Genomic DNA, 25181 nt, shown 5'->3' on the forward strand with positions numbered 1-25181 from the left:
AATAAGGTGATTTCACTAACTTATGATTGATTCTTTTCTCAAATACCTCCAATTCGAAAAGAGGCTTAGCCCCCATACCCTTACCTCATACAAGAGTGATCTAACTCAGGCTGAGTCATTTCTAAGCAGTGAATTTTCCTACGGGTTAAAGGATGCCAACTATCAGGCATTGAGAACTTGGCTCATCCACCTTGTTGAACAGGGCTTGGAAAGCAAGTCAGTTAACAGGAAAATTGCCTCCCTCAAGTCATACTACAAGTTTCTTCTGCGTAGGGAGGAGATCGAAAAAAGCCCAGCCGACAAGCTTAAGCCGCTTAAAACTCCCAAAATGCTGCCCTCCTTCGTGAGGGAGAGCGAAATGACTACACTGCTTGACCAGATTCCTTTTCCGGAGGGATTTGTTGGTGTCAGAGATAAACTCATTCTCGATTTTTTGTATGGCACAGGCATACGCCTTTCCGAACTAATTAATTTAAAGGATGAGGACATCAATTTCTATCAGGGGCACGTTAAGGTATTAGGCAAGCGAAACAAAGAAAGGGTGATCCCTATTCCGGCCCCGCTTGTTGAAGAAGTTAGAAAATATATTCTCCTTAAGAAGGAGCATTTGTCTGAAAATTTCTCTAACTTTTTGATAGTAACTGATGAGGGAGGTAAGGCCTATCCTATGATGATTTACAGGACGGTAAAAGCGTATTTGAATATGGTTACTAGCTCGGAAAAGAAAAGCCCGCACGTACTTAGACACACCTTCGCCACCCACTTGCTCAATAAAGGAGCTGATCTTAACGCCGTAAAAGATTTACTTGGACATGCCAATTTAGCGGCTACTCAGGTGTACACACACAATACACTTGATAAGCTGAAGTCTGTTTATAAACAAGCCCATCCAAAGGCTTAATTGTTGTACCCTTAAATTTTAGTATTATGAAACTGCAGATGCATTCAATCCACTTCGACGCCGACATTAAATTGTTGGACTTCATTCAAAAGAAAACCGATAAGCTAAATACCTTTTATGACAGGATTATAGATGGTGAAGTATTTATGCGTCTCGAGAAGAATGATGTAGAAAACAAAGTAGTTGAAATAAAGCTGAATATTCCTGGCTCACAATTGTTTGCCAAAGAGCAGTCTAAATCTTTTGAAGCTGCAACCGATCTGGCAGTGGAAGCCTTGCGAAGGCAACTGAAAAAATTTAAGGAAAAGCAAAAAGTAGCTTAAAAAGAAAGGCCCGTTTAGTAGCGGGCCTTTCTTTTTCAGGTATGAAAACATACATTTGCCTTATTTTTGAAAACCTTTGGGGCGCCAGGGTAGGTAAAATTTGAAATGCTATGAGCCAAGACGAAAGAACCAGATACTCAGACGAAGAGCTTAAAGAATTTGAGGAAATAATCTCTCAAAAGCTCGATAAGGCACGAAGTGAGCTTAAATACATCAAGGAGTCGCTTAGCCGAAGCAACGATGAAGGCACGGATAATACCTCAGGAAACATAAAGGTGCTGGAAGACGGGGCCGACATGATGGAAAAAGAAAACCTGAGCCAGCTGGCATCAAGGCAGCAAAAATTTATGGTTCAACTCGAAAATGCCATGGTAAGGATAAAAAATGGCACCTATGGCATTTGCGTTGATACTGGAAAGCTGATCTCTAAGGAACGTTTAAAAGCTGTTCCCCACACCATGCATTCTATTGAAGCTAAATTGAAGCAGTCACGAAACTAAAGTCGCAGGGGTTTATAGCAGTTGGATTATCTTGTCAATCATATTGAAGCACTCATCTTTTGCTCACCCAAGCCAGTAAGGGATGAAGACTTGAAGAGCACACTCGAAGAAATGTTCGGCACTGAAGTGCCTGGAGATGACATCTCCCTTGCGATTGAAAAGCTAAAAGAAAAATATAGTGCGGAAACCTTTGCCTTTGAACCTGTAAAGTCCGGAGGAGGCTATCAGTTTCTCACCAAACCAGCCTACCAGGCCAGCATTGGCATTTTGCTGAAGCAGCAATCCAAACGACGGTTGTCCACTTCCTCTCTCGAGACTTTGTCGATTATTGCCTACAAGCAGCCAATGACCAAATCCGAGATCGAGCAAATTCGTGGCGTCAATTGCGACTACGCCGTACAAAAGCTGCTGGAAAAGGAGCTTGTTGAAATCAAGGGCAAGTCAGAAGGTGTGGGCAGGCCGCTCTTATACGGCACTAGCAGCAAATTTATGGACTATTTTGGCATTAACGATTTGAAAGAAATGCCGACCCCCAAAGACTTTCTCAAAGAAGAAAATGAGATTGGGGAGACCAAATCGGAAGAATAACCCCTCTTTTTTTATTACATTCCACTTATGAAGAAACCATTTAAAGGAGGAAAGAAATTCTCCGACGATAAGCCGTCTTTTGGTACGGGCAAACGCAGCGAGCCAGGCAAGAGAAGCGATGGCCCTAAAAGATCAGGGCCTTCTGCCAGGCGCAAGGGGCCTGCTACAGGCTCTGCTGATGGCTCAAGTCAGCCGTCGGAAGGCCGGAATAGGCGAGGTTCTTCAGAGGGCACCAGCCGTCCAAAGAGGTCGGCAGGGAGCTTTGGTGAAAAGCCGACTGGTCGTGTGAAAAGAAGCTCACCTGACAACGCTACGGAAGGAGCATTCGAAAGGACTTCCCGTTTTGCCAGTAAGCCAAAAGGTAAAAGTGCACCAAAAGTCCCGAGAAAAGGCGGGGCGGCAGGGAAGCCTTTTAAGCATAAATACGATGAGAAGCCAGTGTCTCCCAATGAGCCTGTGCGCTTGAATAAATACCTCGCTAACGCTGGCATCGCTTCACGCCGGGAGGCTGATAAGCTGATTGAAGAAGGCAAAGTAACCATCAATGGTAAGGTGGTGACCGAGCTTGGGCTTAAGGTGGGGCCAAAGGACGTTGTGAAGTTTGATGGAAGGGTGATGAAGGCTGAGAAGCTGGTTTACCTGCTGTTGAACAAGCCCAGGGATTTTATAACTACTGTTACTGATCCGCAGAACAGGAAGACTGTGATGAAACTGGTGGCCAATGCCTGTGAAGAGCGGATCTATCCCGTTGGCAGGCTCGACAGGAACACAAGTGGGCTGTTGCTTTTTACCAACGATGGTGAACTGGCTAAAAAACTGAGTCACCCGTCTCACATGGTAAAGAAGATTTACTATGTTGAGCTAAATAAACCCTTGAAGCCTGAGGATCTGGCTAAAATAAAGGCCGGACTGGAGCTGCAGGATGGCCCCGTTCAGCCAGACGACATTCAAATCGTGTCGCCAGACTCGATAGGAATTGGCATCGAGATCCATGTCGGTAGAAACAGGATCGTCAGACGTATTTTTGAGTACCTGGGCTACGACGTGGTGAAGCTCGACAGAGTGATGTATGGAGGGCTTACCAAAAAAGACCTTACCAGGGGCACCTGGCGAATGCTTACGAAGTCCGAAATTAATATGCTGAAGAACTTCACCTAATTCAGCCGTACAGGCTTGAGAACCTCTTCATTTTTGCTGTTGCATGGGAGCCATTCTGGTGCTCTGGCAACGTCCATGAGTCTTTTCGAATTGTTGTTGACTGGGATGTTTTCGGTCAATTAATTAGTATGCATGCATACTATTTTTCATAAATCCTTTATATCTTCGAAACAATGAAAGCGCAGCTAAAAGATTATCGCTGGGTTGGAAAAATTGGGGCGGGGTGGTAAAAAAGAAAATGCCTTCGCTAGCGAAGGCATTTAAGGGATGTGGTGCTGAGTGGATTCGAACCACCGACTCACGGATTTTCAGTCCGATGCTCTACCAACTGAGCTACAGCACCCTCAGAAATGAGAATGCAAAAGTATGGATTAAATGATTTGATCCAAAAACATTTTGAAAAATAAAGGAAACTAGCGACAAAGAACATGACCTACCTTCCGCAAATTGCTTTTTTAGCTATTCTGGCCGTTGCGGGCTTTATGCTTTTCGGTCGAATACGACAGATAAGAAAAAATATTTTATTGGGAAGATCCATTGACAGATCTGATCGCAAGAGTGAAAGATGGAAAACCATGCTGCTTGTGGCTTTCGGTCAAAGGAAAATGTTTAAACGTTTTATTCCTGCCTTTTTTCACTTCTTTATTTATGCGGGCTTTCTCATTATCAATCTGGAGGTGCTGGAGTTTGTGCTCGACGGTATATTAGGAACGCACAGGCTGTTTGCTCCTTTGCTCGGCAGCATTTATGGTGTGGCAATTAATTTTTTCGAATTTCTTGCTCTGGCAGTTTTAGTTGCTTGTGTTGTCTTTTTGATAAGGAGAAATATTTTGAGAGTGCCAAGATTCACAAAGCCCGAAATGAAGGGGTGGCCGGCACTGGACGGCAATCTTATTTTGGTAATCGAAAGCATCCTGATGCTAGCCATTCTTACTATGAATGCCACCGATCAGCTGCTGCAAGAGCAAATGCCGGAACCCTATCATCAAACAGGCAACCTCTACATCAGCTCTGTGCTTATTCCATTATTCGACGGAATGAGCACTGGGACGCTGGTAGTTGTTGAACGGTTTGCCTGGTGGTTTCATATTATTGGCATTCTGGCCTTCGCTATTTATGTTACTTACTCAAAGCACCTGCACATTTTCATGGCATTTCCGAACACGTGGTACTCCAACCTGAATGCGAAAGGGAAGTTTGAGAACATGGAGACCGTAACTAATGAGGTGAAGATGATGCTCGGCATTCAGTCGGACCAGGCCGCACCACCAGCTGAGGTAGGGAGATTTGGCGCTAAAGACGTGGTCGACTTGAGCTGGAAGAATCTGATGGACGCCTACGCTTGTACCGAATGTGGTCGTTGCACCTCTGAATGCCCAGCCAACATAACCGGTAAAAAGCTTTCACCCCGTAAAATCATGATGGACACGAGGGATCGGGTGGAAGAGTACGGGAGCTTTCTTGCTAAAGGTGGCGAGCCTGGGACAGATGGCAAGTCGCTTCTGGGTGACCATATCTCCAAAGAAGAGATTAACGCTTGCACCACATGCAATGCCTGCACTGAAGCCTGTCCGGTTAATATTGACCCTTTGAATATCATTGTACAGATGCGCCAGTATGTAGCCATGGAAGAATCGGGCTCGCCAGCATCCTGGAATACGATGTTTTCAAATATCGAGAATAATTTTGCCCCCTGGAAGTTTCCTCCCTCCGACCGGTTCAAGTGGGCCGACGAGCTGAAACAAGAACCTTCAAACGACTAAGCAATGGAGTATAAGATAGCAACCATGGCCGAAATGGCCGCAAAAGGAGAGTCTCCCGAAGTGTTGTTTTGGGTAGGCTGTGCCGGATCTTTTGATGACCGTTACAAGAGAGTGACAACCGCCTTTGTTAAAATCCTAAACCATGCCGGGATAAAATTTGCAGTTCTGGGCCAGGAGGAGGCATGCACAGGTGATCCGGCTAAGCGTGCGGGAAATGAGTTTTTGTTTCAAATGCAGGCCATGGCCAACATTCAGGTGCTCAATGGCTATGAAATAAAAAAGATAGTGACGGCCTGCCCTCACTGTTTCAATACGTTGAAGAATGAATACCCCAGCCTTGGTGGCGATTACGAGGTGATCCACCACTCTACTTACCTTCAGCAACTTATCAGTGAAGGCAGAGTGAAAGTAGCTGGCGGGGCCTTTAAGGGCAAAAAGATTACTTATCACGACAGCTGTTATCTTGGTCGGGCCAATCAGGTGTATGAAGCGCCTAGAGAGGTGATTTCCGCTCTTGATGCTGACCTGGTAGAAATGAAGAGATGCAGGACCACCGGCCTTTGCTGCGGTGCCGGAGGAGCGCAAATGTTTAAGGACGCTGAAAAAGGGAACAAGGAAATTAATATTGAACGAACGGAGGAGGCGCTGTCAACCGGTGCGGAGGTAATAGCCGCCGCTTGTCCGTTCTGCATGACTATGCTGTCGGATGGGGTGAAGAACAAGGAAAAGGAAAGCCAGGTGAGGGTGCTTGATCTGGCAGAGCTTATTCTGGCATCAAATGCTGACCTGTCAAATTCGTAGGTGATTGGAACTTTAGTTTTATTGTAATTATTAGTAATAGCAACGGCTCGATTAGTTCATATAGCCCCGGGCTTTTATATTTACTAAAAATTATAAGGCATGTTTATTCCTTTTGATCAAATGGAGGACACCAGCAGGCTGTGGGTGTACCAATGCAATAGATTCCTTACCGACGAAGAAGTGGAATGGCTTTCCGGTTCGCTTACTTCATTTCTTGATTCTTGGAAGGCCCATAACCAGCCGCTTACGAGTTCTTTCATCATAGAAAATAAAGTATTTGTCATCATCGCAGTCGACGAATCGTCTTCTGGCGCTTCAGGTTGCAGTATTGATACGTCAGTTCACGAACTCCAGGTGCTTCAGGAAAAACTTAAAGTAGACTTTTTTACAAGAGACACTGTGATTTTTAAAAACGGTCAATCTCTGGAAAGGGTTAAGCTGCAAGAAATAAAGCCAAAGGTAGCGGGAGGTGAGCTAGAGGCCGATTCTCGGGTATTCAACACACTGATAAGTACAAAGCAAGACCTGAAAACGAATTGGGTGGTGCCGGCTGGAGACACCTGGTTGAAACGTTATTTTAAAACTGCGCATACCTTTCAATAGGGACATTCGTTAAATTGAGTGTTTGAAGGTTGTACCTCGTTTAATAGTAGTTGTTATGAGAAACACCTGTTTGGGACTAGTATTGGGATTGTTTTTTCTGGCTGGATGCAGTGTTTCCAAAAAAGCAGAAAAGTCATACGCCAATGCGGAATATGACGTTGCTATCAACCAGTATCAAACACTGGTGAAGAAAAACCCACGGGATCCGAATCTAAATTATCGGCTTGCAGAAGCTTACAAGAAGTCTAACAAAATTGGACAGGGGATGCCCTATTACCGGGCGGCTATTCAGAATGGCATCGATGACGAAATGGCCTGGTTTGAATATGCTCAGTCCTTGAAAGCTGTAGGGAAATATGAGGATGCTAAAGATGCGTTAAACGACTATTTGCTGAAAGCCTCAACGCCATCTATCAAGAAGCTTGCGGAAGATGACCTGGCCAGCCTTGAGAAGCTTGATCTTTTAAAAGACAGAGAGTCGTACTACAGGGTAAAAAACCTTGAAACGGTAAATACGCCAGCTGCGGAATATAGCCCAGTGTACAATAAGGGCGATTTGTATTTCACCTCCAACAGAGATGGCGGAAAAGTATACAAGGCCACTGGCACAGGTTTTACGGATATTTACAGTGTGAAAACAAGAGGAGCGGTTGTTGACCTTACTTCGCTCAAAGCACTGGATCCAATTATTAACGACCCGGGAGTAAACGAAGGATCTGTTGCTTTTTCGCCTGATGGCTACACCATGATTTTTGCCAAAGGTAACACAGGGAAAAGCAGTGATGCCGAGCAAATCAATTTGTTTTTTACCCGCTACCGAAACGGTCGCTGGTCTACCCCAAGGCCGGTCAACGTCAACGAGCCTTCGTCTTGGGACAGTAGTCCTGCAATGAGCCCCGATGGCACCACGCTATTTTGGGCATCGGACAGGCCCGGCGGACTGGGTGGCAGCGACATCTATTCGGCCACGTTAAACAACCGGGGCAGATGGGTGGACATCAGAAACCTGGGGCCGGAAATCAACACAGCGGGTGACGAAGCATTTCCTTATATGGCGGAAGACGGGTCACTCTATTTTTCCTCCAACGGACATCCTGGGCTTGGTAGCATGGATATTTTTGTGGCGAAGAGGCAGGGAGGAGCTATGAGGGTTGACAACCTTGGGGCACCAGTCAACTCGGAAGGAGACGATTTTGGTTTATTCCTTTTTAACCCTACCAGAGGCTTCTTTTCTTCAAATCGACCTGGCGGAAAGGGCGATGACGACATCTATACCTTTGTCAATGATGACCCTAATCTGAAAATTATCAATTTCCATTTGGCAGGCACAACAGTCACACCAGGGGTTACAGGAACAGATGAGATTCTAGGCAATACCAAAGTGAGGCTTCTGGATGAAAAGGATGATAAGCTGATTAGCGAAACCTTCACCGGTGACGATGGCTCCTTCAATTTTCAGGTTTTTGGGGAAGAAAACTATTATCTGGTAGCCGAAAAGCCAGACTACTTCACCACAAGGATCGACTTTAGCACTGTAGGCAAAACGCCTGACAGAAGCACACTTACTGAGCTGATTACTAACGTAACTTTTGAAACAAAAATCCGGCTCGAGAAAATTATTATGCAGAAGCCGATTGTGTTGGAAAATATCTACTACGATCTGGACAAGGACGACATCAGGGCCGATGCTGCCTTGGAACTTGACAAGCTGGCGCAACTCATGAGAGATAACCCGGAGATTGAAATTGAGCTTGCTTCTCATACAGATGATCGGGCTCCTGATGATTACAACCTTGACCTTTCTGATAGAAGGGCAAGATCAGCGGTTAGATACCTTGTTTCGCAGGGGATAAACGCCTCCCGCATGGTGGCCCGAGGTTATGGAGAAACTCAGTTGATCATCAAAGAAGCACAAACTGAGGAGGAGCATCAGGTCAACCGCCGCACCGAATTTAAAGTGACAAAATACGACAAGTCAAAGTTCATCATAGAAGACGAAGACCAGCCGGGATCGCTGCAGGATGATGAGTTTGACAAGTATTTTAAACGGGGAAATGGAGGAGAACAAGAATAATGGCGTTCGACACTGTAAAGGTATTTTTGCTCCCCACGGAGCCTGTCTATTCTCATATCCAAAAACTCAAGTTCCAGCTCAGGGAGAAAATAGGCAACTATTTTTATTGGGATTATGAACCACACATTTCCCTCATTTATCTAAAAGTTGAACCGGGTCACCTTGAGCCGCTTGTGCAGGCCGTCGAAAAGGTATTGACAGGGGCTCTTCCGTTCGATATTTCGCTGAATAAAATTACAGCGCCCGGCAGGGGATTTATTTTTGTGGATGTGGAGAAGTCACTTCCTCTAAGGGTATTAACCAATAGTCTTCACCAGGCCTTCAAAGATTATTTGTTGGGAGAGAAACCTCAGCACGAAGATTTTGAAAAATACCTGAGGCACCACATTACCATTGGTAACTACATCAAGGGCGACAACTACGACAAGGCGATTAAGTTCCTTGCCAGTGCGTCTGTTCCCGATGCTTTTGAATGCCGGAGAATTGTTGTCTACAAAGAAGACCCGGAAACAAGGAAAAACATCCTTTTGAAGGAGTTCGCTATTTGATCTGGGCTGCTGTGTCTTCATAAGTTTTCAATTAATTAGTTAAAGAGGACAAACAATTCTTGTGGGTCGCTTATTTTTGCCACATGAACGAGCGCTACCTGCAACGAGGTGTGTCGGCCGATAAGGAAGACGTGCACCAGGCAATTTCTAAACTTGACAAGGGCCTTTTCTCCAAAGCATTTTGCAAGATTGTGCCTGACATGCTGGGCAACGACGGCGAGTGGTGCAATATCATGCACGCTGATGGTGCAGGCACCAAGTCATCGCTCGCCTACCTGTATTGGAAAGAAACAGGCGACTTGAGTGTTTGGAAGGGTATTGCCCAGGACGCAGTCATTATGAATACCGACGACCTGCTCTGCGTAGGCGCCACCGACAATATTCTACTTTCCTCTACCATTGGACGTAATAAGCACAAAGTACCCGGAGAAGTTATCTCTGCGATTATCAACGGCACTGAGGAAGTGCTGCAACTGCTGCGGGATCACGGTGTGAACATAGCACTGACCGGTGGTGAAACTGCCGACGTTGGCGACTTGGTTCGAACCATCATAGTAGACAGCACGGTGATTGCCAGAATGAAGCGCTCGGACGTGATTACTACTGATGGCATAAAGCCGGGGAATGTGATTGTTGGACTGGCGTCGTACGGTCAGGCTACCTATGAAACTGAGTACAATGGAGGCATGGGCAGCAACGGACTCACCTCTGCACGTCACGATGTTTTTGAAAAGGCCTATGCGGACAAGTATCCTGAAAGTTATGATGCTGCGGTAGCACGAGGCCTGGTGTACTCAGGGAAATACAAGCTGACTGACAGGGTAGCGGGCGTGCCGTTGGATATGGGGAAGTTGGTACTTTCGCCCACAAGGACATACGCACCTGTGATGATGGAGGTTTTTAAACACCACCGGGCAGCGATTGATGGAATTGTCCATTGCAGTGGGGGAGCACAAACCAAAGTACTCCACTTTATCACTGAGAATCATGTGGTAAAAAACAACATGTTTGATGTTCCGCCTTTATTCAGGATCATTCAGGAAGAAAGTGGTACGGATTGGAAGGAGATGTACAAAGTGTTCAATATGGGGCATCGGATGGAAATATATACCGACGCTGAATCAGCGGAGAACATGATTCAAATTGCCGACAGTTTCGGAGTTGATGCGCAAATCATAGGTGAGGTGAAGGCCTCGGCTAGCCCGCTTGTCACGATTTCCAGTGCGCACGGCACTTTTGAGTACAGCAAAGCTTAGCTTTTTATCTTCAGGGATATAATCATAAAAACAATTAATCCCGCTCCCAGCCACCAATTGCCGGAAAGGATAACGACGGCGGTGAATACAATCAGGTAATATATCGGGAAGAAGACCATACCCATTCCGAACTTTACGGCACCAAGAAACTTGTTGTCTTTGATTTTACTTTTCAAAAAACTAGCAAGGAGTGTAAGCACGGGCCAGTGTAAAGCACGTGCAAGGGTGTTGATTTTTCTTTTCTTTGGCTTTGGCGCAGGTCTTGAGTCGACGTCTATGTTTCTGAAAAATTCAGGTGAAGTTAAGTCCACCCCTGAAAGGCCCGCCTCTTCGAACCAAAAATGTTCATTGGCCCGGCTGCCAATCTGGATGATCTCCTGCTCCATACCCTCACTCACCGCTTTGGTAAGTGACAGGAGTCCTTTTTGTTCGCTCTCTTGATAGTCTTTCTTAAAATCGAGCACTTTTATTGGTTTACCGAACCGCATCTGAAACGCCGTATTGAAATTCCAGTAGTGCTCGTAATTCAACCCCACTGGTACAATATAAATTTCCTTTTCAAAGTTGGACTCTTCGGCGGTTTGAAAGGCGATGCGAGCCATTCCTTTTTTAAGTGACCTAAGGTTGTGTGCGCAGATCTGGTCGCCTTCCGGAAACAGTAGCAGACATCCATTACTCCTCAGGAGCTGGCTACAGTTCTTAAACACTTCTTCATTTTTTCCTAGTGTGTCCTTGCCATCACGCTGCCTGTAGACAGGCCACATATGAAAGCCAAAAAGAATTTTTTGTATCAGTCCTTTTTTGAAAACGTCAGAGCGGGTGAGGAAATGAAGTGACCGGGGCTGAAAACAGGCCGGCAGAATAGCATCTAAAAAGGAATTCTGATGATTAGGGGCAAGTATAACAGGAGCATTCCTTGGTAAATTTTCGAGGCCGGAAACCTTGAAATGGCCGTAAAAAAACCATAGAGCGACCCTAACAATTGGCCGAAAAATGAAATAAAGCATGAATATCGTTAAAGTTTAATTGGAACGGGACCACAGGTAACTGACTGTCATCCCGGATACCATGTGCCAGATGCCCCACCAGGCGGCAATCAGCGCCATGCCTCCCAAGCCATCAAAAAAAGTAAATATGAGCAAAAGTCCCAAGCCTGAATTTTGGATTCCTGTTTCAATAGCAATCGTCCGACGATCTGTGGAAGTCAAACCGGATAATCTGGCCAGGGCATAGCCTCCGCCCAGAGCAAGCGCATTATGGATCAATACCAGGATGACAACCAGATAAATGTGTTTATAAAATATTTCGTAGTTAGCGGTAAGTGCTCCAACAACGAATAGTGCAAAGATGCCCAGTGAAATCTTACGAAATACATTGCCATATTTCAGGCACCATTCTGGGGCTTTGTACTTTGCAGTCATGCCGACGATAAGTGGCACGCCTAGTATGATGAATACAGCGGTAAACACATCTAATACTGAAAGATCCACTTTTGTCAGCAATCTGGCGGTTGGCTCATATTGACTGGCCCAGAAGGACAGGTTGATTGGGGTGAAAAGAATAGCCCCTACAGTCGAAAAGGCTGTAAGGGTGACGGACAGCGCCACATTGCCTTTGGCCATAAAAGAGAAAAAATTGGAGACATTGCCACCAGGACAAGCGGCTACCATAATCATGCCGAGGGCAATACTTGGAGCAGGCTCCCAGGCACGTATGAGCAGGAAAGTCAGAAATGGGAGAAGAAGGAATTGAGAGACTATCCCGATCAAAGCTGCCTTCGGGTATTGAGCAATCTTTTTAAAATCGGTAACTGTGAGTTCGATAGCAACGCTGAACATAATAAAAGCCAGCAGAAAGTTAAGGCCCCAGGCTGTTCCCTGGTTAAAGTTGAGGTGCACACTGTCTATCGCTTCCATGTTGTATTTAAGGAAGGCGAAAGATAGCAAGAAAAATGGTCGTTCGGCGGATATCTAAATCTCCTTCTGTGGCCGTCCTTTTTTGACTAGTTTACTCGCATAATAAAGGCCAGTACGAGATAAGGAGGTCTGTTGTCGTATTGTTGACCGCCCCCGGTGGCACCAGCAGATGCTCCTACACCGATTGAGGAGACAGAAAATGTGCCGGTAAATGAGGCTGAGCTTGTGGTGACCGAACTTGTGTTGCTTGGAGAGCCCCCAGGCCCCACCATGCTTTTATTTGTGTTCGGGATAATGGATCGGTATTCTGTGACAGAATAGGCATGATCATGAGTCAAGGTAGCCGCATGGGCATGACCCGGGTCGTTTACCCCATGCAAATGGCTAGGCAGCATGGCCTCGGTAATCGTTATATGGTCAAAGCCGCCACCCGGGCCCTTGGAGGGATAGTCTGAACCACCTGGGTTCAGCCCCACAATAAACCTACCTCTTAAATCGGGAGTGCCATTTTCACCATCGCAGAGATACCAGCCAGCGGGAAGGGCGCTTGGGTCACCGCTCCACATCACGATGCTTTTGACCGGGAGAAAACCCAATGAATTCCAAACACCATTGGTGCTATTGTATACATTCACGTTATTTCCGTTAGAGTCGTAGTACATCATTCCTGCTTCGGCCGCTAACGGGTGGCTTCTATGGTTGGTGCCGTCGTTGGTTCCGGCAGCGTAGTTGGGCAATAGTACACCTTTGTTTTTTTCCTGGACATCAATGACAACGACGGCCTTTTCGTAAGGCGGGGTTGGCCCAGTGCCTATAAAAAGAAAGTCTGTTGATTCCTGTGCCTTTGAGGAGAAACTTATAAAAATGAAGGCAACGGCACGTAGCCATCGATGAGGTTGAATTCTCTTTTTCATAGCTTCATTATAAAGGCCAATACATAATACGGGGGTCTGTTGTCGATGGCTTGACTTGAGCCGGTTTCCCCTACGGAAATCCCTGTGGTCGAACCGCTAACGCCAATGGCCGTTCCTACCTTCGAAGTTGATTTGGGGTTAGCTACCGGGAGATAGTGAAACCCGGCAACAGGTGCAGTGCTTGCGCCTGCGATAGCGCCGGTGCTCTTTTCGGCGTCGCTGACAGAGAAATCGTGATCGTGAGCACCTGGAGTAAAACCTATGCTGTGTTTGTGATCAGATGAGATGGCGTGTGAATGTGAAGGCATTTCGGCCTCCGTAAGTGTGTGAAATGCCCCACCTGCGGTGACGGAGTTCAGCGTGGCATAGTCTCCGCCGCCAGAATAGCCTGCTATAAATTGGCTTCTTAGGTTGGGTGTTGGGATGCCATTTGAGTCCAACTGGCCTTTGAGATCATACTTGTTTCCATCGCAGAGGACCCAACCATCTGGCAAGCTTGAGACATCTCCTCCCCACATGATTACGGTGCCGGAAGGTACCGGAGCAATGTCAGTCCAGGTTCCTGCATTCGAGTATGCAAGAAACCCAGAGGACTTGTTATATACCAGCAGGCCATCAGTGGGCGTAGGGATTGGTTTGGGGTCACTGCTTAAGTCAATCCTTGGAATGAGTACTCCTTTATTAATACTGGATACTCTTTCCCCGACTTGAAAGGCCGCCGACGGCTCTGGGTTGGTAGTCCCTATGGCTGCGCCTTGTCGGCCAAAGGCGTATTGCGTAAATGGCACTGTAATTGCAAAAAGTAAAACAATCTTAGCTGGAAACTTCATAACTATAATTTCATGATGTAAACAAGAACATAGAAAGGTGGGCGATTGTCGAACGCAGCACCCGACCCATTGTTTTGCAATGAAATGTTTGCACTAGCGGGATCCATTGATGCGGTGAAGGAGCCGTTGCCAGTAGTGACGTCATAGTCAACAGTAGTACCACCGTCTCTGTAAGCGATGGTGGAGAGATGATCGTCGGCCCGACCGAAAGTTGCTCCAAAGCTACTGGAGCTGTAGCTGATAGTGTGCGTATGACTTGTGTTTGCAGGCAGTGTGACGGTATGGTTGTGACCTGGGTCAGTAATGGTGTGAGTGTGGATTGGCAAGTTATCTACCCCAAGTGCTACTGATGCTTGTCCCCCTGGTGCTTTAATGGCCGCATAGTCTCCTGACCCTGAGTAGCCAACCACGAACTTCTCTTTCAGGTTCGGTCTTCCATTTTGTCCGTCGCAAAGGGCCCAGCCAGCCATGTGCCCCGTTCCCAAACCAGTGCCAAGGTTAAAGGAAGCAGAGATGTTGGTTGAGTACCACATCGTAATTGTTCCCGCCGGCACCGGCTTCATCGCTTCCCAGCCGCTGCGGCCGTTATAATAGTAATAGCAGTGTTGTTCGATGTCGTATACAATCAATCCATTGGCGGGGCTGGGTATTGCTGTCCGCTGTCCGGAAGTAAGCCGGGGAAGTAATATGCCCTTGTCTGACCCAATATTCAAAAGCGCATTTTCAGAGCTCAAGGCGTTCCCTATATTAACTTCCTGCCCGTAGAATGTTTGTGGGAAAAAATATATAAATATTATAATACCCGATATGAGGCTATTTTTTCTGGATAGCATTGGTTATTCCTGTTTGAGCAAGTGCTTAAAATAGGAATAATTTATAAAATGGAAAAGTTGATAGTTTTATTATGTTGGATAAGGGCAATCTTTTTCTGTTTGTTGGTAGGAGAGAAAGATTTTTGGGAATCTATTTTTGGTGAATTATGACTGACCTTCGGTAGCTCAAATGCATGGGGGAGAAGTCGTTTTTTGGCTGCGATTCAATCCACATAGCCAAACCTTTTCAATTTGAGCTTATTTTGCCGCCAGTCTTTTTCAACCCTCACATAGGTTTCGAGGTGAACCTGCTTGCCGAAGAATGCTTCCATGTTCTTCCTCGCCTCTATACCCACTTTTTTCAGCGCTAGCCCCCCATGACCAATAATGATCGCCCTTTGCGTGGCTCGCTCAACAAAAATCTCCGCCATCACCCGGATAATTTTTTCTTCCTCTTTGAATGAAGCAATGATTACTTCGCAGCTATAAGGCACCTCCTTTTTATAGTTCAGAAATATTTTCTCTCTGATGATCTCTGAGGCAAAAAACCGCTCGGTTCGGTCTGTCATTTCATCGTCAGGAAAATAGGGCGGATGGACAGGCAGCTTTTCTAATATCTGGTCAAACAGGGGCTCCAGATTGGTCTTGTCGAGGGCGGAGATGCAGAGGATAGGAATATCACCCGAGAACTCTTTGAAGTAGGTTACTTTGTCCTCCAGCTGGCTGCCTTTTGACTTGTCGATTTTGTTGATCACAAAAAGGGCCGGTACACCGCTCTTCCTCAGGAGCTCCAGAATTTCGACGTTGTCGCCATCCATTTTGTCGCCCAGCTCGACAACAAAAAGAATCACATCTGCATCTTCCAGCGACTGGTACACAAAACGCATCATTGCCTCCTGCAATTCATACTGAGGCTTAATTACCCCGGGTGTGTCGGAGTATACTATCTGAAAATCTTTGCCTGTCAGAATGCCAAAAATGCGGTGGCGGGTAGTTTGGGCCTTAGCAGTGATGATGGAGAGGCGCTCACCAATGAGAGCGTTCATCAGGGTAGATTTGCCGACGTTGGGTTTGCCGATGATAGACACAAATCCCGAGCGGAACTCTTTTGATGGCGGTTCAGTAGATTTTTTTGACATTCTTTTGAATTATTCTGTAAAGGTACTTGTTTTTGCTTAAAAGCTGCCTTACATTTGTAGCCCTTTAACAAACATATCGCGGGGTGGAGCAGTTGGTAGCTCGTCGGGCTCATAACCCGAAGGCCACAGGTTCGAGTCCTGTCCCCGCTACTAACAAGGCCTCAGCGCACGCTGAGGCCTTTTTGTTATGCGTTGTTATGGTAGCGAAAAAGCCAGAGGAGCTTTTCTGAATTATTATGACGAATTTTACCAATAGTATTTGTTTTCAGCGGAGCCATCGTGGCTGATTTCCTCATTCATTATTACTAATCTTTTATTTTCCAGTGGCAAATATCGTAGCAATTGTAGGCAGGCCCAACGTGGGCAAATCCACTTTCTTCAACAGACTGATTGAGAAGAAAAAGGCCATTATGGACAACGAACCTGGCGTAACCAGGGATCGCCACTACGGCTATGCCGAGTGGATTGGTAAATATTTTACGGTGATTGATACCGGCGGATATGTGGTGGGGTCGGATGATATTTTCGAATCTGCCATCAGAGAGCAGGTGGTAGAAGCGCTCGAAGAAGCGTCGGTCATTTTATTTATGGTCGACTGCGGCGAGGGAGTTACTCCATGGGACAGGGACTTTGCCAACGTGGTGAGGAGTGTAAACAAGCCTGTACTGCTTGTGGCCAACAAGGCTGATAATACCGAACGAATATTTGCTGCCAATGAATTTTACGAGTTGGGGCTGGGCGAACATATGTTTCCTATTTCTTCCAATAGCGGTTCGGGCACTGGAGAACTGCTTGATGAAGTAGTAAAGCATTTTGAGGAAGATGGGGACGAAGACCCGGGCAAAGACATTCCCCGGATCGCTATTCTTGGAAGGCCCAATGTGGGCAAATCTTCATTCCTAAATATGCTGGTGGGCAAGGACAGAACCATCGTAACTAACGTGGCTGGCACCACCCGTGATGCTATCGACACCCGCTATACCCTTTTTAACAAGGACTTTATTCTGACAGATACCGCTGGTATTCGGAAGAAAGCCAAGGTGAAGGAAGACATTGAATTCTTCTCTGTGCTGCGATCCATTCAGGCCCTTCAGGACAGTGATGTGAGTATTGTCATGATCGATGCAACACTTGGCCTGGAAGCGCAGGATATGAGCATTATCAACCTGGCCCACAAGTACAAAAAGGGCATCATGATCATGGTGAACAAGTGGGACCTGGTAGAGAAGGACGAGAAAACCGCCGACAAGTTTACAAAAGCCATGATAGAAAAGCTTGGCGATATGGCTTATGTGCCCATTATATTCACGTCTGTAGTAACCAAGAAGAGAATTTTTCAGGCGATTGAGCTGGCCATGGAAATCCACGAGAACCGAATAAAAAAGGTTCCGACCTCCAAGCTGAATGATATTATGTTGAAGGAAATAGAAAAATTCCCTCCGCCGTCTGTCAAAAGCAAAATTATCAACATCAAATACATCACGCAGCTTCCGACAAAGACGCCTTCATTCGCCTTTTTCTGTAGCAACCCGCAGTACATCAAAGAATCCTATCAGCGGTATTTGATAAATAAATTGCGTGGTCACTTTGGCTTTACCGGTTCACCCATCACGTTGTTTTTCAGACAGAAATAGGGTAGTTTTATCCTATGAAAAAGTTGTTAGCAATACTTTTTGTCGCTTTCATGATCAGCTCATGCAGCGACCGACGTGATGACAATCGGTTCAGTATAACTGTAGAAGCCAGCACCAACGAAATTGAGGACATCATCAACGAAGCCCTCAACGACGTGGAGGAATCGCTCGACGATGCCATGGATGATGTGGAGGAGATCAGGATCGATCTGGAGGATGGTCTCGACGATATCGTGATCAAAGTAGACGTGTCCGACAGGGATGTGCGGAAGATAAGAGAGCAAATCAGAAAAGAGCTGCGAAGCATCCACCGTGATTTGAAGGATGTGAAGATAACCATTGAAAAAGACTTAGAAGACTTACCTTAAGCCCGCTTGCAGTCACAGTTTGCAGTTTTCGAAAAATACCTGCCGCCAAAGGCTTCCCGGTATTGCTTTGACCTTTGGGTGAAGCATGGATTCACACTAAAGGTGGTCAAAGGCCGCTCCACCAAGCTCGGCGACTTCCGCTTTAATAAGGGCAAGAAGCCCATTATTACAGTCAATCAAGACCTCAACCCCTATGCTTTTACGGTTACCTATCTGCACGAGGTGGCCCACCTGCAAGCTTTTGAAAAGTATGGCCGGCGAATAGCCCCTCATGGTGCTGAGTGGAAAAACACTTTTAAGGAAGTGCTGTTCCCCATCGTAGAAGCGGGAGCATTTCCTGATGAGCTGGGACTGAAGCTCCGCCGCCACCTGGCCAACCCCAAGGCCGCTTCCTGCTCCGACCCTGTCCTCATGATGGCCCTTTCCAGGTACGATGTGCACAAAAGCGGCATATTGCTGGCAGAGCTTGTCATTGGAGAAGAATTCCTGCTTGAATCAAGGCACTTCAAAAAAGAAGGGAAGAAACGTACTCGGTCGATTTGCCTGGAAATGAAGACGGGGCGAAAGTATTTGATTTCGGAAGTAGCGAGGGTGGAAAGGATTGCTTACACCGCCCCTTGAAAAATGGTTGGTTAACGAGAATTTTATTAGGTTATTTAGTAAAGTCGAACCGAGCCACCGCTTTGCGAGAACAACATTTACTAGTATGATGAGAATTATTAGGTCAGCTATCATTTGTGCCCTATTTGTGATGTTTGGCACCAGCCAGGCGCAGGTAAACGAAGATGAGCTTGGTGCGTGGTATATGTATTTTGTTAATACAACCTTTGGCGAAAGTCAGTGGGGGCTACAGGGAGACTTGCAGTATAGGAACTGGGACATGATAGGCGATTTGGAGCAGCTGCTGCTTCGTGGAGGGCTAACATGGTCGCCAAAATCGGCCAATATCACTCTTACAGCTGGTTATGCTAGTATCCATACAGGAGTTTATGGCCCTGAGCAAACTACTTCTGCTGAACATAGAATTTATCAGGAAGCTCTCTTTCCTTCCAAAATAGGTGATCGAATCTTTCTAAACCACCGCCTTAGGTACGAGCAACGCTTTGTGGAGGGGCAGGATTTCCGTACACGATACCGATACAATTTATTTCTCAATATTCCCTTGAACAAAGCAGAGATGGAACCCAAGACCATCTATTTGGCACTATACAACGAGCTCTTTATTAATGGCCAAAGAGAGATAGGAAACGGTCGGTCAGTAGAGCTTTTTGATAGAAATAGAACCTATGGGGCTATTGGCTACCACCTTAAGGCAGGCCCAAGAGTTCAGGTTGGCATTATGCAACAAACTACCGACAACTGGCAAAAAACACAAGTACAGATCAGCCTTCATCACAAGATATAATTGCTTTTGATTCACTCCCCAATCCTCCGCTGAATCTGCTGTTCCACCAATTGGTAGAAGACTTTCGGTGTCAGGGTTCTCCAGTTGGCAATTTGAAGGGTCGTTGAAACTGATACTTGTCTATTTTGTATGTGCTTTCTCGATTTAGTAAGCAGCGATATTGTCCTTTCCCAGCGTAATAAAATAATGACCGTCGTCGAGCAGAGATTTAATGTGGGCTAAATTTTTCCTGAAATAGCTGAGCAATTCTCTATTGGGAGAATTTCCGAGTTGGATAAATAACACTTTTGGAGGAGCGCCTTGCAGCAAGTAATTGTTCTTGAAGTCTTTGTCCTTTGTGATGACAATTCTATTTTCCTCTATTGCGATATCCAGAATACTCCTGTCGTTCATAAATTGACCATTTGGGAAGTCGGCAGCGGTGTGCTTTGAATCGAAACCTCTTTCGTTCAGCAACTCAGACAATAGCGGGGGCAATTGCGTGTCGACAAGAAAACAATGCATGTCACTGTACTACTGGAATGATTGTTCTTGGGTCGGAAATCTTTACGGCATACTCAAGACATGCCTTGATATCATCTTCCTCCAAATATGGATAGTCCTTAAGTATTTCTTCGTGGGTCATGCCCGAAGCCAACAGACTCAACAAGTCTGTGACGGAAAACCGCATGTTTCTGATTGTCGGTTTGCCACCACAAACCTCTGGATTCAGTGTAATTCTATGTAAAAGCGATTTCTCCATGCTACTAATAACAATGATCAATTTACATAAAGTTCTGGATTTTACGTTATGATGTAGCGTTGCGTAGCAGGCCACTACTCCCCAATCCTCCGCTGAATCTGCTGTTCCACCAATTGATAGAAGATTTTCGGTGTCAGGGTTCTCCAGTTGTCGATCTGTAGGGTTCCGCCGAAGTTGACGTAGGAATCGATATTGAAGTTTTTCATTTCGTCGAGCACAAAATCCCGAAAGCCCACCATGGCAATCCAGCCGTCTTCCACCTCTTCAAACCATTCTTCGTAATAGGAATCGTCGGAACCGTGGAAGTTGAGCACGTTTTCACCGATGAGGATGAACTTATTGATACCATAAAGCTCGAAGTGCTCAACGATGTTCCGCTTCAGATGCATGATATCGTTGTGGAGGGCGTCGTTCCACTCCCCAATAAACTCGAAGACTACATAACCCTCTTCGTAGTCGGCATAGAGAATTTTCATGTACAGGGTTTCGGATCCTATATAGTCCCAGCCGGGGGCCAGGTAATAACCGTAAACAGTTTCGGAGTAAACGTCGTAGTTGTATTCCTTTCCCTCAAAAGGGGAGTTAGGATCCGTGGAAGGGTCGTAGTAGGCAAGCCACCGGTAAAAGGGCTCTAGTTCATGCATGGGTTGGGTAATTGTCTACAGCACCTCTCACGGAGCCATATTTTTGCAGTAGCTCGGAGGCAAGCGGTTCTTCTATCTTCAGCTCATCCATCACCATTCTCACTCCTCGCTGCACGAGCTTTTCATTGCTCAGCTGCATGTCCACCATTTTGTTGCCCTTCACATGGCCAAGCTGTATCATCACTGTGGTGCTGATCATGTTGAGCACCAGTTTCTGCGCTGTGCCCGATTTCATTCGGGTGCTGCCAGTTACAAATTCAGGGCCCACTACCGCCTCGATAGGATATTCTACTGCTTCAGCCAGTCTGGTGCCTGAGTTGCAGGTGATGCAGCCTGTGAGGAGTCCGTTTTTCCTCGCTTCCGACACACCTCCGATTACATAAGGTGTTCTGCCAGATGCGGCAACTCCTATAAGTGTGTCTTTTGATGTTGGCTTGTATGTCCCAAGGTCTTTCCATGCCTGGTTCGGGTCGTCTTCGGCATGTTCGACCGATTTTCTGATCGCTTTGTCGCCGCCGGCCATAATACCCACTACGATATTAGGCGAAACGCCATAGGTTGGCGGGCATTCGGAGGCGTCCACAATCGCCAGCCTGCCGCTGGTGCCGGCACCAATGTAAAACAGTCTGCCACCATCTTTCATGCGGGGCACAATCTGAGAGATCAGTGCCTCCATTTGTGGCAATGCTTTTTGAACCGCCAAAGGAACTGTTTGGTCTTCCTTGTTGATGTTGGTCAGCAGCTCCAGAACAGACATTTGTTCCAGGTGATTGTAATATGAACTGCTTTCGGTGGTGCTCATACTTTACTTGTTCCAAAGGTTTTCTCCTGATGATAAAGCGTCAGGCCTGCTATTGGGCCCTCAATGATATTTTTGACGGTGATGCCCTGATCGCTTGCTGCCTGGCGCAGGATGTTGCCGTAATAGAAGGCCACCGAGCCGGTGAAGTGTACGGGAAGTTTGTCGTGGCCTTTGTAAGACATGACTATCTCTGTGAAAAACTCGGTGAATGAATCATAGACTAGCTTGTATACATACGGCTCCTTAATATGATGCATAAGGAATTTCATGAAACTGGCCAGGAATCGGGAAGGGTACTTTTTTTTGTATACGTTTTCCAGCACATCTTCTTCTGTCAAACCGAACCTTTTATCAAAGGCCTCCTGAAGGGATATAGGGAGCCTGTTTCTTACAGCGGCTATCAGCAGTTTTCTGCCCATATTGGCACCGCTGCCCTCATCGCCGAGCACATAGCCGAGCGAGGGTACTTGCGCAGCAATTTTTTCACCGTCGTAATAGCAGGAGTTAGACCCTGTGCCCAAAATGCAGGCAATGCCTGGCTCATTACCACAAAGCGCACGGGCGGCTGCCAGGAGATCGTTGTTGACTTCAATGGAGGCTTCCGGGAAAAATGGCCTGAGAACTTCAGCTACTTTTTTGTTTTTTTCTGCGCTTCCGCAGCCAGCACCATAAAACGCCAGCTCAGTTATTTTGTGCGCTCCCACCACTTGAAGCACATGTTCCTGCACTCCTTTTCGAAGATCCTCATCTTCCTGCACGTAAGGATTGTATCCTTCAGAGCTTGCCTGTTTGATTTGACCGTCTTCCGTGATCAAACGCCATTCTATTTTTGTTGCCCCACTGTCTGCAATTAGAATCATTGTGTAAGGGTGTTTTCATGCCCGGACAAGCGCCCAATGCATTTGAATTTATCAAAAACTGAATCAGTGTGTGGCGCATCGAGTAATTCACCGGTAAGATCTTGGCCCGCCCAGTGTTCGTAGTGAAGTCCTGTTCGCCATAGCCTGGAGAGACTCACATCATAAATGAATCCCTTGTAGGCAATCCAAACTTCCTCCCTGTCCTGACCGTTGCGAAGCGCCAACTGATTGGCTGTAAATATCGGCAATAAATTTGAATTATCCATATTGTGTGCGCACACAATTCAATTTTAGGCTGTTTTTGATTTTTTCAACCTCATGACCCAACTACAGATTTGGACGCAAGGTTCCACTTTCAGGCAAGTTAATTAATTCGAAGTGCCACATTTACTCCGGTTCAATTATTATACTATTATTAATCATTTTCTCATTTTATTAAATGAAATAGCGGAGCGAGCGCTATTTTACTTCGTTCTCTACAACAAACTATTGGTTTCTTTGCCATTTGCTCTTAATTTCATGACTCAACTAAACCTAAAACAATGAAAAAACTAGTCTACTGCCTTTTAATTGCTGTATTAGCGGCCTGCAGTACTCCAAAGGAAGAAAAGAAGGATGTTTCGGCTATGTCGGACGACGAGCTGAGAGCATACGCAGACACACTTGCTCATAAATTTATACTGACTGACGGCCACGTGGATTTGCCCTATCGAATGAAGGTGGCGGGCTTCATCCTGAAAAAGGAAATTATGGACGTGTCGGTTCGCACGCCGGAGGGCAACTTCGATTACGTGCGGGCAAAGGAAGGTGGCCTGGATGCGCCTATGATGTCGATTTACATTCCGTCGAGCTACGGTGTGACGCAGGAAGCCAAAAACCTGGCCGATTCACTGATTGGTATGGTGGAAAAGCTGACAACTACTTATCCCGACAAGTTTGCGTTAGCCAAGACGCCAGCGGCAATTGAAGAGAACTTTAAAGCTGGTTTGATATCGCTACCGATGGGCATGGAAAACGGAGCTCCCTTAATGGAAGACCTGGCCAATGTGGCGTACTTCGCTGATAGAGGGATCAACTATATCACACTTACCCACGGTAAAGACAACCAGATTTGCGACTCCAGCTACGATACCACTTACACCTGGAACGGCCTGAGTCCATTTGGTGAGGAGGTTGTGAAAGAAATGAACAAGCAGGGCATCATGGTGGACATATCACATGTGTCCGACAGCACATTTTATGATGTGATGGCACTGACTGACGTGCCCGCTATCGCCTCTCACTCATCTTGCCGGTATTTCACGCCGGGCTTCGAGCGCAATATGTCGGATGAAATGATCAAGATGCTGGGCGAGAATGGGGGGGTGATCCAAATCAACTTCGGGTCGAGCTTCCTTTCCGGCGAAGTAAGGGAAAAAAGCGAAAAGGTGCGGGAGCACATGACCAACTGGCTGGCTGAAAACGGATTGAGCTACAGAGATTCTACTGCGCAGGCCTATATGGAGCAATATGTGGCTGATTCTGCCATCAACCTGTTTGCTACGGTAGGTGTGGTGGCTGACCACATTGACCATGTGGTAGAGATAGCCGGGATTGACCATGTTGGTCTGGGTTCGGACTATGACGGTGTGGGCGACTCGCTACCAACTGGGCTGAAAGATGTTTCTGAGTTTCCTAACCTGATCTACGAGCTTTTGAAGCGGGGCTACACCGAAGAGGATATTGCCAAGATTTGTTACCAGAACGTATTCAGAGTTTGGAACGCAGTGCTTGATAAATCCAAAGAACTGAAGGGCGCCTAAGCCTCACAAGAAATTACAGGATGACCTGGCAAGCAGCAATGATGGCCAGGTCATTTTTATTTTGGAGATAGACAACTACGGAATTGTCATTGGGTTCAAACCCGTTTGGCAACAAAAGTGAAACTTCTCCAGCTGCTTCTGCCATCACTGTTTGAAACTCCACAACAACGTTTTTGTGGGTCAGTGTTCGTCCTTTGTTCTCTCCCCTTGCAACATGGTTTTGTACCTCCTTTTTTACCAGGGCGATATTGATCAATGCCTGGTTGGGAGCTTTGTCCAGGGCATATTTTATCAGGAGCTCGCCGCCGTTGTCAAAGACTGAAGCTTTTAGCGAGTAACCGGCGGGTTTAGCCAAGGCAGCTTTGATGGCGCTATCCGCTTCCTTTCTGGAAGAGCCTACAAATTCAACTTTTCCATTGACCACCATTTGGGGGGTGTAAGCATTGCCAGCCTTTAGTTGGTTGACATAGTTGCCCTGCCGAACGTTGTAGGCCAAACTTGCATATGGATCTTTCCAGCCCAGGTAGTCCCAGTAACTTACGTGAAAAGACAAGCCAAAGACGGGATCACCGTTGATAGCGGCCTGTTCAATAATTGAATTAAGAAGATGGTCGGCGGCCGGACAGCTCGAGCAGCCTTGTGAGGTAAATAGCTCAATTAGGGCAAAAGCTCCGTCGTTGGGCGTCGAAATTAGAGCCTTTTTTTCAATGAAAGGCTTCGGGCTTAGAAAAGCAGCGAGCCCCGTCGCTAGCACAACGCCTATAGCAACTGTCCACTTTTTCATGCTGTAAAGGTACA

At 46.4% G+C, this 25181-nt stretch carries 29 protein-coding genes and 2 tRNA genes; 17 read left to right on the forward strand and 14 right to left on the reverse strand.

The window, feature by feature from the left end; all coding sequences use genetic code 11:
• Positions 1-22: 22 nt before the first annotated feature.
• The 5 genes from RT717_RS26720 to RT717_RS26740 all read left to right on the forward strand — a co-directional run bounded on the left by RT717_RS26720 (position 23) and on the right by RT717_RS26740 (position 3470).
• A complete protein-coding gene (locus RT717_RS26720; RefSeq protein WP_317489380.1) occupies positions 23-901 on the forward strand; it encodes a tyrosine-type recombinase/integrase in 879 nt (292 codons plus the stop codon).
• 26 nt (positions 902-927) lie between these two features.
• Positions 928-1224 (forward strand): ribosome hibernation-promoting factor, HPF/YfiA family, encoded by a 297-nt coding sequence (gene hpf, locus RT717_RS26725; RefSeq protein ID WP_151996202.1) that lies wholly within the window; start codon positions 928-930, stop codon positions 1222-1224.
• Positions 1225-1334: 110 nt separating this feature from the next.
• Complete coding sequence (locus RT717_RS26730) at positions 1335-1724, forward strand: TraR/DksA family transcriptional regulator (protein WP_317489381.1); 390 nt, start codon at positions 1335-1337, stop codon at positions 1722-1724.
• Between the two features lie 21 nt (positions 1725-1745).
• Positions 1746-2312: an SMC-Scp complex subunit ScpB gene (scpB, locus tag RT717_RS26735; RefSeq protein WP_317489382.1), complete on the forward strand. Its 567-nt coding sequence runs from the start codon at positions 1746-1748 to the stop codon at positions 2310-2312.
• A 27-nt stretch (positions 2313-2339) separates the two neighbouring features.
• Positions 2340-3470, forward strand: coding sequence for a pseudouridine synthase (locus tag RT717_RS26740; RefSeq protein ID WP_317489383.1), 1131 nt, complete (start codon positions 2340-2342; stop codon positions 3468-3470).
• A gap of 270 nt (positions 3471-3740) precedes the next feature.
• Here the strand turns inward: RT717_RS26740 and RT717_RS26745 are convergent.
• Positions 3741-3813 (reverse strand) — tRNA-Phe (locus tag RT717_RS26745).
• A gap of 85 nt (positions 3814-3898) precedes the next feature.
• Here RT717_RS26745 and RT717_RS26750 point away from each other — a divergent pair.
• The 6 genes from RT717_RS26750 to RT717_RS26775 all read left to right on the forward strand — a co-directional run bounded on the left by RT717_RS26750 (position 3899) and on the right by RT717_RS26775 (position 10515).
• A complete protein-coding gene (locus tag RT717_RS26750) occupies positions 3899-5233 on the forward strand; it encodes a (Fe-S)-binding protein (protein WP_317489384.1) in 1335 nt (444 codons plus the stop codon).
• 3 nt (positions 5234-5236) lie between these two features.
• Entirely contained in the window at positions 5237-6034 is a 798-nt protein-coding gene (locus RT717_RS26755; protein ID WP_317489385.1) for a (Fe-S)-binding protein, read from the forward strand.
• Positions 6035-6133: 99 nt separating this feature from the next.
• Entirely contained in the window at positions 6134-6637 is a 504-nt protein-coding gene (locus RT717_RS26760; protein ID WP_317489386.1) for a hypothetical protein, read from the forward strand.
• Between the two features lie 55 nt (positions 6638-6692).
• Positions 6693-8711 (forward strand): OmpA family protein, encoded by a 2019-nt coding sequence (locus RT717_RS26765; RefSeq protein ID WP_317489387.1) that lies wholly within the window; start codon positions 6693-6695, stop codon positions 8709-8711.
• Positions 8711-9259: a 2'-5' RNA ligase family protein gene (locus RT717_RS26770; RefSeq protein ID WP_317489388.1), complete on the forward strand. Its 549-nt coding sequence runs from the start codon at positions 8711-8713 to the stop codon at positions 9257-9259. The genes RT717_RS26765 and RT717_RS26770 overlap by 1 nt, the downstream gene beginning before the upstream one ends.
• 83 nt (positions 9260-9342) lie before the next feature.
• Entirely contained in the window at positions 9343-10515 is a 1173-nt protein-coding gene (locus RT717_RS26775) for an AIR synthase related protein (protein WP_317489389.1), read from the forward strand.
• On the opposite strand, the gene RT717_RS26780 is transcribed toward RT717_RS26775, so the two are convergent.
• The 6 genes from RT717_RS26780 to era all read right to left on the reverse strand — a co-directional run bounded on the left by RT717_RS26780 (position 10512) and on the right by era (position 16126).
• Positions 10512-11522 carry a 1-acyl-sn-glycerol-3-phosphate acyltransferase gene (locus RT717_RS26780; RefSeq protein WP_317489390.1) on the reverse strand — a complete coding sequence of 337 codons (1011 nt, stop codon included), beginning with the start codon at positions 11520-11522 and terminating at the stop codon, positions 10512-10514. The genes RT717_RS26775 and RT717_RS26780 overlap by 4 nt on opposite strands.
• 15 nt (positions 11523-11537) lie before the next feature.
• Positions 11538-12431, reverse strand: a complete 894-nt coding sequence (locus RT717_RS26785; RefSeq protein ID WP_317489391.1) for a bile acid:sodium symporter family protein — start codon at positions 12429-12431, stop codon at positions 11538-11540.
• A gap of 86 nt (positions 12432-12517) precedes the next feature.
• Positions 12518-13345: a hypothetical protein gene (locus RT717_RS26790; protein ID WP_317489392.1), complete on the reverse strand. Its 828-nt coding sequence runs from the start codon at positions 13343-13345 to the stop codon at positions 12518-12520.
• A complete protein-coding gene (locus RT717_RS26795; RefSeq protein WP_317489393.1) occupies positions 13342-14175 on the reverse strand; it encodes a hypothetical protein in 834 nt (277 codons plus the stop codon). The genes RT717_RS26790 and RT717_RS26795 overlap by 4 nt, the downstream gene beginning before the upstream one ends.
• Before the next feature lie 2 nt (positions 14176-14177).
• Positions 14178-15008, reverse strand: a complete 831-nt coding sequence (locus tag RT717_RS26800; RefSeq protein WP_317489394.1) for a hypothetical protein — start codon at positions 15006-15008, stop codon at positions 14178-14180.
• A 203-nt stretch (positions 15009-15211) separates the two neighbouring features.
• Entirely contained in the window at positions 15212-16126 is a 915-nt protein-coding gene (era, locus tag RT717_RS26805) for a GTPase Era (protein WP_317489395.1), read from the reverse strand.
• A gap of 77 nt (positions 16127-16203) precedes the next feature.
• On the opposite strand from era, the gene RT717_RS26810 reads away from it, so the two are divergent.
• From RT717_RS26810 to RT717_RS26830, 5 genes are all read left to right on the forward strand, one after another.
• Positions 16204-16276 (forward strand) — tRNA-Met (locus RT717_RS26810).
• Positions 16277-16449: 173 nt separating this feature from the next.
• Positions 16450-17760 carry a ribosome biogenesis GTPase Der gene (der, locus tag RT717_RS26815; protein WP_151996218.1) on the forward strand — a complete coding sequence of 437 codons (1311 nt, stop codon included), beginning with the start codon at positions 16450-16452 and terminating at the stop codon, positions 17758-17760.
• A gap of 14 nt (positions 17761-17774) precedes the next feature.
• A complete protein-coding gene (locus tag RT717_RS26820) occupies positions 17775-18128 on the forward strand; it encodes a hypothetical protein (protein ID WP_317489396.1) in 354 nt (117 codons plus the stop codon).
• A gap of 6 nt (positions 18129-18134) precedes the next feature.
• Positions 18135-18749, forward strand: coding sequence for a SprT-like domain-containing protein (locus RT717_RS26825; RefSeq protein WP_317489397.1), 615 nt, complete (start codon positions 18135-18137; stop codon positions 18747-18749).
• An 85-nt stretch (positions 18750-18834) separates the two neighbouring features.
• Positions 18835-19533 (forward strand): DUF2490 domain-containing protein, encoded by a 699-nt coding sequence (locus RT717_RS26830; RefSeq protein ID WP_317489398.1) that lies wholly within the window; start codon positions 18835-18837, stop codon positions 19531-19533.
• A gap of 144 nt (positions 19534-19677) precedes the next feature.
• On the opposite strand, the gene RT717_RS26835 is transcribed toward RT717_RS26830, so the two are convergent.
• The 6 genes from RT717_RS26835 to RT717_RS26860 form a co-directional block, all read right to left on the reverse strand.
• Positions 19678-20037 carry a DUF5615 family PIN-like protein gene (locus RT717_RS26835; protein WP_317489399.1) on the reverse strand — a complete coding sequence of 120 codons (360 nt, stop codon included), beginning with the start codon at positions 20035-20037 and terminating at the stop codon, positions 19678-19680.
• A gap of 1 nt (position 20038) precedes the next feature.
• Positions 20039-20275 carry a DUF433 domain-containing protein gene (locus RT717_RS26840; protein ID WP_317492390.1) on the reverse strand — a complete coding sequence of 79 codons (237 nt, stop codon included), beginning with the start codon at positions 20273-20275 and terminating at the stop codon, positions 20039-20041.
• 74 nt (positions 20276-20349) lie between these two features.
• On the reverse strand, positions 20350-20919 hold the full coding sequence (locus RT717_RS26845) for a hypothetical protein (protein ID WP_317489400.1): 570 nt from the start codon (positions 20917-20919) through the stop codon (positions 20350-20352).
• On the reverse strand, positions 20912-21721 hold the full coding sequence (murQ, locus tag RT717_RS26850) for an N-acetylmuramic acid 6-phosphate etherase (RefSeq protein WP_317489401.1): 810 nt from the start codon (positions 21719-21721) through the stop codon (positions 20912-20914). Before murQ ends, RT717_RS26845 begins: the two co-directional genes overlap by 8 nt.
• Positions 21718-22581: a BadF/BadG/BcrA/BcrD ATPase family protein gene (locus RT717_RS26855; protein WP_317489402.1), complete on the reverse strand. Its 864-nt coding sequence runs from the start codon at positions 22579-22581 to the stop codon at positions 21718-21720. The genes murQ and RT717_RS26855 overlap by 4 nt, the downstream gene beginning before the upstream one ends.
• Positions 22578-22847: a cytochrome b5 domain-containing protein gene (locus RT717_RS26860; protein ID WP_317489403.1), complete on the reverse strand. Its 270-nt coding sequence runs from the start codon at positions 22845-22847 to the stop codon at positions 22578-22580. Before RT717_RS26860 ends, RT717_RS26855 begins: the two co-directional genes overlap by 4 nt.
• A 276-nt stretch (positions 22848-23123) precedes the next feature.
• Between RT717_RS26860 and RT717_RS26865 the strand changes: the two genes are divergently transcribed.
• A complete protein-coding gene (locus tag RT717_RS26865; protein ID WP_317489404.1) occupies positions 23124-24383 on the forward strand; it encodes a dipeptidase in 1260 nt (419 codons plus the stop codon).
• Between the two features lie 13 nt (positions 24384-24396).
• Here the strand turns inward: RT717_RS26865 and RT717_RS26870 are convergent, their stop codons facing one another.
• Positions 24397-25167 carry a DUF1223 domain-containing protein gene (locus RT717_RS26870; protein WP_317489405.1) on the reverse strand — a complete coding sequence of 257 codons (771 nt, stop codon included), beginning with the start codon at positions 25165-25167 and terminating at the stop codon, positions 24397-24399.
• Between the last annotated feature and the right edge of the window lie 14 nt (positions 25168-25181).

The sequence above is a fragment of the Imperialibacter roseus genome (assembly GCF_032999765.1).
Lineage (GTDB): Bacteria > Bacteroidota > Bacteroidia > Cytophagales > Cyclobacteriaceae > Imperialibacter > Imperialibacter roseus.